Origin of the sequence: Bacillus sp. 196mf (genome assembly GCF_003217275.1) — a bacterium.
Taxonomy (GTDB): domain Bacteria; phylum Bacillota; class Bacilli; order Bacillales; family Bacillaceae_G; genus Bacillus_A; species Bacillus_A thuringiensis_S.
Genome location: NZ_QJTG01000060.1, coordinates 1 through 7,376 on the forward strand (window position 1 = coordinate 1; position 7,376 = coordinate 7,376).

The following is a 7,376-nucleotide window of genomic DNA, read 5'->3' on the forward strand; positions in this document are numbered from 1 at the left end:
TGTAGCAAGGCCCCGCTACAAGTTCTTTTAGCCAAATACTTTAGCTCATCGAAAAATTATTTATTCTACACAATCGGGGGTAATGCCTAAAATATGGTTTGTTAACATCATTATATAACATAATTATGAATTTTTGTTGAAAATTCTATATATTTAGATAAAAAAATTCTGCTTTTCACTTATTTTTTCCATATAGTTTTATCTATTAAAGATACGTAAAAATCAAATGTACTAATTGAATCCAAAGTTTATTTAATGAATATGAAAAGACCACCTACAAAATTTCGTAGGTGATCTTTTTTGTGATTTTGCACTTGTGCACTACTTTAAAAATATATCACAAATTTGTTTTGTCTCCTAAACATTTGAATCTATAAATTGAATACCTTCCCACATTCTAGACTAATGTCAATTAGATCTATCTAATAAAAATTTGTTCTGTAAAAAAGTTTCAAGCTTACTAAAATCTGTAGAAGAATATAATAAACTCATTCCATCAATAAATTCATGTTCAACTCGTTTCTCTCCTCCATGGGGGAAAGAATGATGCGAATCCTTATACATCTTCCACGGTACTGCATTGGAAACATCAAATTTACTTTGTAATTTTGGACAAAGACCTTTAGTTGCTCCATGTTGAACAGGAAAGGCAAAATTTTTATAAAGTTCGGCTGTTTTAGCAGAATAATTATCCACTTTAGTCGAGAAGTAACTTACGCCATCAAAAAATCCATCATATCTTATAAACTGCAATAATAGCTGTGGGATAATATATTCTGGTTTGAATGTGTCAGTCGTATTTTTTACACGTACAGAACATGCTGCCATTAAAGGCCAAATAATTAGATAAGAAATTACTTCATTTGGTTCATTTAACCTATCCGCAAATAAGCGTTTTTTCATAATTGAACCGTAGTCGTAGAATTTCTTAATTATCTCTCTATAAAAACAACAGGTGGTGTAGATAAATCTATATAACTTATATCATCTGATTTAAATACTGAAGTCTGAACCATATTTAAATCCGGTTTATTAAGTTCTTCCCAACAGGTTAAAAGTGAGCTTCCTAAATAGATACATGGTAACCCAGGAATACTGTATCTATTTGTGCTGACTATTCCCCGAAGTTCTAATGGAATATGAAACATTTCTTCACTTGTAAATACATGATCGGTACCGACTCGCATTCTATAGAGGAATTCATTGTCAAAGTTTTGAAGTGTTTTTATATCATTGAAATGATTTGGTATTGACACGTTATTTATTAAAACTCTATGAAATTCTTTAAAAGCCTTTGACGGAAAACCTTTATAATATTCTTTTAAAGAATTGATAATCCCATTACACAAATCCTTTACAAGCTCCAAATCCTTTTTGGTAATCACTGTTTCTAATGTTGCACTACAAATGTTCTCTAACCCTGATCTATAAGTATTAAAACAATTTTCAAGATACTCTATAAAGTCATCATTCTCCCTAGTTAGGGGTAACTTTCCCACTTTCTTGAATAATTCAATTATAGGCAGCACTTCTAAAACCCAGTCTCTTAAACGAGTAATTTTTTTAGCATCTTTCGAGAAATTAGATAGTGAGAATTCACTGGCTTGCTTTTCATTATAAGGATAAAATTTAAATTTCTTAGGTTCATCTATTTTTTGTAACTCTTCATATAAATTAAATGCAATATCAATTTCCTGTTTACTAGCGTTGCTGTCTTCTTTTATATGAGTTAGTTTAAAAGCTTTCTCTATTAAATCTGTTCTTAGTTTTAATATAGTAATCACATCACTTTTCAAACGAAAATAATTAATTCAGTCTTTACACTTTCTCAATATTACAGTATCAACTTTCTTATATAATTAAATTATTCTCTTTATTTATTTTATGTATCTGTTCCCTTTGAACCCTACTATTATAGGGTTCCTTTTTTTATAATCATATATTTATTAATTAATTTATCAATTTCCTGACTTAAATGGAGGACTTTCGTATGACTAAAACCATGTTTATTTACCAATTCTGCTAATTGTAACTTTTTATTTTCTATTAGATCATTTAACTTCGCCACTAACATAAACTTATTTCTTTCACACTCCCCCTGAGCAAAATAAAAAGAGCTGCTCCCAGCTCTTGTATATTAAAACCTTTATTATTGCAGTGTAAAATTTTCCATATTCTATTATAAATGAATATACATAAACCCAACAACAATAATTTTAGTATATTTAGAAATAAAAAAGCAGCAATAATTCATTACTGCTACAACTTCTTTATAAATTCGTTATTAATAAAAACATATTCTTCTGGTTCATCAGCTTCACCATACCAAGCCTCCAGCTTTATAATATGTTCTGCTACTTCTTTTAATATCAAATTCATAAATAATGAAATAGGTGTCGCATTAAATTCTGTATCTCTGTAATTCTTTAAATTGGCTATAAAAGACCATTTATTACCTTTCAAATTTGTATAATAGTCATTCTCTTCTTCCCAGTTTCCTACGTGCCACCTCATATATAGAAAATCATCTTCTGCTAATGCTTCATTTATCTGTTCCTTTGTAAATGGAATGTCTTTACTACGATTAACTTTTATATATTCTTTAACAAATGGAAACTTTAAGGCTGCTTCTTCCCAGCTTCCTGTATTTATTAATTCCACCAATTCTTTATATTCATCCTTTATAATTACTTTACCTCGAAAGGCTGTATACATTTCAAAAGACAAATTTATCACCTTCTTAAATTCACTATGAATTTAATTAACATATATACTTAACTACACAATAGATGGTTTTAGAAATCGCACTACGTTTCCCTTTTCACTAAATTCACTCTCATTGTTACAATTTTTCGAGGAGAGATCCACTATATAACTCTCTGAAATTTTAAAAGTTCTTTCCTCATTAAACATTGTCAAAGGAACTGATACTCCAACATTATTATCTAAATGACTTAATACCATTACAGGTATAGTTTCTCCTTTTAATAAATCAACATATGAGGTCTTAACTTTATAATAATGACCTTCTAAAAAATGCATTTTTCCGTTTATCAAATCCACTGCAACTCCATTATTACAGTACGCTAAGCTTTGATTTGAAAAATGGATGTCATCCGATACTTTAATAAATTTCATCGTTTTATTATCAAATATATAGTAACCCTCTCTTACTACAAAGAGATTATGCGGATTGATAAACTCTAGCAAATAATGCGTAATTTCAAAGCTAGTATCCCCCTCAATCATTTCTCTGTATTCTACATAAAGTTTCTCTAATTTTTTAAATGTACTTAATTTGATCCCCTGATTTGGTCTTGATGCAAGTGTTAAGTCATCTAATACCCATTTAGCCACGTATGTTGACGTTGGAATCATTTACAATATACCCCCTTCAAAATTCTATATATGAACATATAAACTATTTAAATTTAATAAATTGGGCTCTACTTAAAGTATAGGCAGAATCTATTTGATAACTAAGATAATTCTCTAACTTTTTCATATTTACTTCCTATAAATTATATTTATCAAACTCTAAAACGAATTCTTTATAATCAATTTACATTTTCAGAAATTTGAGATATTATTTGTTATATACACCTTTTTTATTTTTTAAATCAATTTCAATACACACAAGCCCTTCGGGTTACTTGAAAGAAGAATGTAATGCTAAATGCATTGGTTCTTACTATCCAGTATCCTTGAAGGGCTTTTTGTATTGTCTAGAAAGGAGAGAATAAATGAGTTTTAATGAATTCGTATTAGATCAATGCGGTAAAACATGGCCAGAATTAAAAAATGATGCTCTTACTGAGAATCAGGATCTAGCACATGAAGACATTCAAGAAATCATTTCAAAACAATACCTACTTTTAAGAAATGACTACGAAGAATTCCGATTAGAAACACAGTAAGAAAATATTAAACGCATGTATGCGTAATGAACAGACTTCTCAATTTTGAGGAGTTTTTATTATGGAGGGAGTTAAGATGAATAATTTTATTGAGCTGCTAAATGAAACTTACTGGGACAGCTGTACACTTCACGAAAATGCTGAAATTCAAAAGTTCTCTAATAACAAAATTGAATTTACAAAAACGATGCTTTTTTTAGATTCCTATAATCGTATCTACAAGAAGAATCCAGAAGTTTTTACTTTTATGATGGAAATACTCTCTTCAAGTCTTATTAAAGCAATATATCGTTTTATCGCTCCGAAACTTGAAGAAAGAAATCTTCTCGAAAAAACAGAAGTTCGTCATAAATTCCAAAATACGCAGCAAAAGTCAACTTTCTATTTCAACAGTAAGATAGGGCAATATGAATTGAGTATTAACTTTGAAAGTATTACATCGATTAGCATGTACTTTGGAAGTCATGTGTTTGACGATATTATGCTGCTAGACAGACAAATTCACTTTCTGTTGGACCAATTTTCAGATGCAGCAGCAAGTCATTATGAAGATGATAGAAATATTATTAAAGATAATAAGGAGGAATTATAATATGTTTGAAAATAATAATGAGTTATTTAGTTTATATTTAAATGGTGAGTTTCAAGGGTATTTGAATAGCGAAGACTATCGTCAAATAGCTGCAGCAATTCGTGTTTATGGAATGAAAGGAGATCTGATTATTACTTCTTTCATGGATACTATGGTTATTTCGACAATAGGCATATTTTTAGATTATTGCTTACCCGAAATACGTCAACCATTAATGCAGGAACTAGTGCCAATGCAACAAAGTCCAGAGACTCCGGAACTAGTCCTTCTTGGAAATATTCAATTTTACGCTCAAGATGATGAAACAATTGAAGAGTTTGCTGAATTTTTATTAGAACGAGTTAAAGATACTCCGAATTATCCAGATGGGTTAATTCAGGGTGTTATATATGGAGTTGTTATTCCTGTCGGGATGGAATCAACTAAAGAATCCATAATAGAAGACTTAAATGAACAACTAACTATCAGTAATTAGGACCTGGGTAAAAACCAAATTTTATAGTTTCAAAATGGGGTTATATTCAATTGGAATATGCCCCTTTTCTGCTTTTAAAAATAGTCAAGGGGGTACTTTTATGTTAGTGGCATTTGCATCTAAGACAAGTAATGTTGAACGGTTTATAAAATCATTACCAAATATAAAGTCAGTAAAAATTACTGACAATTTACTCCTTGAAGAGGATTTTATACTCGTTACTTACACAACAGGTTTTGGTCAAGTGCCACAACTTGTAGAAGACTTCTTAACTAAGAATTTTAAGCATTTACGAGGCGTTGCAGCAAGTGGCAATCGCAATTGGGGAGACATGTTTGCAAAGAGTGCAGATGTTATCTCTGATAAATACAACGTACCCGTATTAATGAAATTTGAGTTATCTGGAACGATAAATGATCGCAAGAAATTTGAATCTATTTATTCACAGATTGTATGACGGATATTTAGTAATTAAATCATGTAGACCAGGGGGAATAAAAATGGCAAGTATTAATGGGATTGAAATCAAGACTTACACAATTAAACGTGGACATGAGGGTGAACCACTTCAACAGGCAGTGGTATATATAGATGGAAAAAAAGCTGGCTATATATCTGATGGTGATTGGGGCGGCCCAATGGTATTGTCATTTAGTAATTATGATTTAACCGTTATTAAGCAAAGACTATTTGCATATGCCAAACATGAAAATTTCATTTCCAGTATGTCTGGTGATATAGAAATGCTATTTGCATTACTACTTGGATATGTAAATTTGGAAAAGGTATATAAAAAGAATAGTAAAAAGAATAAGGATTTCATCTTATTAGTAGTTGGTCTCCGCGAAAATTATTTAAAAGGCTGGTCGATAAACAGTGAGTTAGTATATTGGAAATTAGAAAATTATGATCAAAAAGATTTAAATAATTTTATAAAGAAAATAAAAAAGAGTGAAAGTTGTTCTGAAGTGATTATGTTTCAAAAACAAGAAGATTTTCATATTAGCACCCATGACTTTATTCGTATTTAAGAAAAATTCACTTTCACTTATTAATAGTCAAAATATCGTTTTTTAATTTAACTTTGATGAAATTTTAAGATTAAATACTTGGATAAAGCTTCTGATTCACCCAGATTATTTGGGTGAATCAGAATTATATTAAGGAGGTCCTTCATGCTTAATTTAGTTAATTTTAAATCCCAAACTCCTACTATGAAATTTCCAAGAATCAAAAAACTAATACAATTTGATGTAGAAATTTGGCTATATAAAAATAAATTACCTATCGATCAATTGGATTTATACTTTAAAAAATGTACAAATTGTTCTTATTATGTGGAGACAATTGAACTATTCGAAAAGAAAACCATAAATGGTAAATCATATAAGGATATATGTAGCGATTGTGATTATGTTTTACGTAATTACGTGTGAAATTTTAAATGATATTTCCGTCCTTTCAAGGACAGCATTCCCTTGATTACTATATGTTTAAAATATATTAACTATATGGTACGTGAAATTTTATGAAGAACACTTTAGGAGGTATTAAGCACATGGCAAATGTAGTGTTAATAATAAGGAATTCAGATTTATTAAGATCTATGAATAAAATATTAACTAATTCTGAATCAGTAGAAAAAGTGCACGAATTATTGAATAAGGCAAAAACAAAAAATACACTACCACACGGTCTGTTATGGCATTGGACGGATTTTAAGTGGGATATGCCAGAGGAACTAGGAGAAAACATAAACGATACTAAAAATAGCGAATCTATTTTACTTTTATTTTATTGGCTAAATTGCATTGGAAGTGAAAACTATTATTTAGCGAGAATTGAGGAAAAATATGTTATCGATGGGCATGATCCATTAGATACGTGGGGTAACTTACGTGTACCATCATTAGATTTATCCTTAAATATTTCAATCTCCTTTGGTTTTGAAAAGGAGGATACAATATGAAAATACGTAATATTTATCGTCATAGTTATGGAACGGCAAGTATAGATAAAATTCTTCCTTCAATAATAACTAAAAGCATTTGGGATTTTTTTAAAACACAAATACTTTCAAGAAACAATTTTTTATTAAGCGATAAACACATCTTTGATTTAAAATTGGAGGATAATTATTTAGTATTAAATTATCAACCAGAAAGTCCAGGTTTTGAAATACGTTCCAAAACGAATGTAAAAGTGGATAAACTTCCATTAGCACACCGTATATGGATTATTGATAATGGTAAAAGTTTTATTATGATGTTACCAATGGATTATTGATAGGAATTAAACGGTTCTGTTGCAAAGTTTAAAAAGCAGAAACGGGTCTGAATAAATTTGGGGAATCATTTAAGCTGTGACTAATAATTTATGCAATTCTTTGTAC

General features: G+C 29.6%; 11 protein-coding genes and 1 pseudogene. 8 read left to right on the forward strand and 4 right to left on the reverse strand.

Annotation, left to right across the window (positions count from 1 at the left end; translation table 11 throughout):
• Window positions 1–408: 408 nt before the first annotated feature.
• From ATL10_RS32255 to ATL10_RS29835, 4 genes and pseudogenes are all read right to left on the reverse strand, one after another.
• A pseudogene (locus tag ATL10_RS32255) lies at window positions 409–1,796 on the reverse strand (hypothetical protein).
• 116 nt (window positions 1,797–1,912) lie between these two features.
• Window positions 1,913–2,074 carry an aspartyl-phosphate phosphatase Spo0E family protein gene (locus ATL10_RS29825; protein ID WP_110498215.1) on the reverse strand — a complete coding sequence of 54 codons (162 nt, stop codon included), beginning with the start codon at window positions 2,072–2,074 and terminating at the stop codon, window positions 1,913–1,915.
• A 185-nt stretch (window positions 2,075–2,259) separates the two neighbouring features.
• Window positions 2,260–2,715: a hypothetical protein gene (locus ATL10_RS29830; protein ID WP_110498223.1), complete on the reverse strand. Its 456-nt coding sequence runs from the start codon at window positions 2,713–2,715 to the stop codon at window positions 2,260–2,262.
• 63 nt (window positions 2,716–2,778) lie between these two features.
• A complete protein-coding gene (locus ATL10_RS29835) occupies window positions 2,779–3,378 on the reverse strand; it encodes a hypothetical protein (protein ID WP_062821186.1) in 600 nt (199 codons plus the stop codon).
• A 365-nt stretch (window positions 3,379–3,743) separates the two neighbouring features.
• Here ATL10_RS29835 and ATL10_RS31475 point away from each other — a divergent pair, with 365 nt between their 5' ends.
• From ATL10_RS31475 to ATL10_RS29870, 8 genes are all read left to right on the forward strand, one after another.
• Entirely contained in the window at window positions 3,744–3,917 is a 174-nt protein-coding gene (locus ATL10_RS31475; RefSeq protein ID WP_000009392.1) for a hypothetical protein, read from the forward strand.
• 76 nt (window positions 3,918–3,993) lie between these two features.
• Window positions 3,994–4,509 carry a hypothetical protein gene (locus tag ATL10_RS29840; protein ID WP_062821198.1) on the forward strand — a complete coding sequence of 172 codons (516 nt, stop codon included), beginning with the start codon at window positions 3,994–3,996 and terminating at the stop codon, window positions 4,507–4,509.
• A gap of 1 nt (window position 4,510) precedes the next feature.
• Complete coding sequence (locus ATL10_RS29845; protein ID WP_000462737.1) at window positions 4,511–4,984, forward strand: hypothetical protein; 474 nt, start codon at window positions 4,511–4,513, stop codon at window positions 4,982–4,984.
• A gap of 100 nt (window positions 4,985–5,084) precedes the next feature.
• Window positions 5,085–5,441: a class Ib ribonucleoside-diphosphate reductase assembly flavoprotein NrdI gene (gene nrdI / locus ATL10_RS29850; protein ID WP_000959161.1), complete on the forward strand. Its 357-nt coding sequence runs from the start codon at window positions 5,085–5,087 to the stop codon at window positions 5,439–5,441.
• Between the two features lie 43 nt (window positions 5,442–5,484).
• On the forward strand, window positions 5,485–6,015 hold the full coding sequence (locus ATL10_RS29855) for a hypothetical protein (protein WP_110498217.1): 531 nt from the start codon (window positions 5,485–5,487) through the stop codon (window positions 6,013–6,015).
• Between the two features lie 144 nt (window positions 6,016–6,159).
• On the forward strand, window positions 6,160–6,420 hold the full coding sequence (locus ATL10_RS29860; RefSeq protein ID WP_110498219.1) for a hypothetical protein: 261 nt from the start codon (window positions 6,160–6,162) through the stop codon (window positions 6,418–6,420).
• Window positions 6,421–6,542: 122 nt separating this feature from the next.
• Window positions 6,543–6,953, forward strand: a complete 411-nt coding sequence (locus ATL10_RS29865) for a hypothetical protein (protein WP_000024610.1) — start codon at window positions 6,543–6,545, stop codon at window positions 6,951–6,953.
• On the forward strand, window positions 6,950–7,270 hold the full coding sequence (locus ATL10_RS29870) for a DUF960 family protein (protein WP_110498221.1): 321 nt from the start codon (window positions 6,950–6,952) through the stop codon (window positions 7,268–7,270). The genes ATL10_RS29865 and ATL10_RS29870 overlap by 4 nt, the downstream gene beginning before the upstream one ends.
• Window positions 7,271–7,376 lie beyond the last annotated feature (106 nt).

Excerpts from the sequence above, each read along its gene's own strand:
- ATL10_RS29855 (WP_110498217.1), top strand. The coding sequence starts at position 5,485 with ATGGCAAGTATTAATGGGATTGAAATCAAGACTTACACAATTAAACGT.
- ATL10_RS29840 (WP_062821198.1), top strand. The coding sequence starts at position 3,994 with ATGAATAATTTTATTGAGCTGCTAAATGAAACTTACTGGGACAGCTGT.
- ATL10_RS29860 (WP_110498219.1), top strand. The coding sequence starts at position 6,160 with ATGCTTAATTTAGTTAATTTTAAATCCCAAACTCCTACTATGAAATTT.
- ATL10_RS29865 (WP_000024610.1), top strand. The coding sequence starts at position 6,543 with ATGGCAAATGTAGTGTTAATAATAAGGAATTCAGATTTATTAAGATCT.
- ATL10_RS29845 (WP_000462737.1), top strand. The coding sequence starts at position 4,511 with ATGTTTGAAAATAATAATGAGTTATTTAGTTTATATTTAAATGGTGAG.
- ATL10_RS29825 (WP_110498215.1), bottom strand. The coding sequence starts at position 2,074 with ATGTTAGTGGCGAAGTTAAATGATCTAATAGAAAATAAAAAGTTACAA.
- ATL10_RS31475 (WP_000009392.1), top strand. The coding sequence starts at position 3,744 with ATGAGTTTTAATGAATTCGTATTAGATCAATGCGGTAAAACATGGCCA.
- ATL10_RS29870 (WP_110498221.1), top strand. The coding sequence starts at position 6,950 with ATGAAAATACGTAATATTTATCGTCATAGTTATGGAACGGCAAGTATA.
- ATL10_RS29830 (WP_110498223.1), bottom strand. The coding sequence starts at position 2,715 with ATGTATACAGCCTTTCGAGGTAAAGTAATTATAAAGGATGAATATAAA.
- ATL10_RS29835 (WP_062821186.1), bottom strand. The coding sequence starts at position 3,378 with ATGATTCCAACGTCAACATACGTGGCTAAATGGGTATTAGATGACTTA.
- nrdI (WP_000959161.1), top strand. The coding sequence starts at position 5,085 with ATGTTAGTGGCATTTGCATCTAAGACAAGTAATGTTGAACGGTTTATA.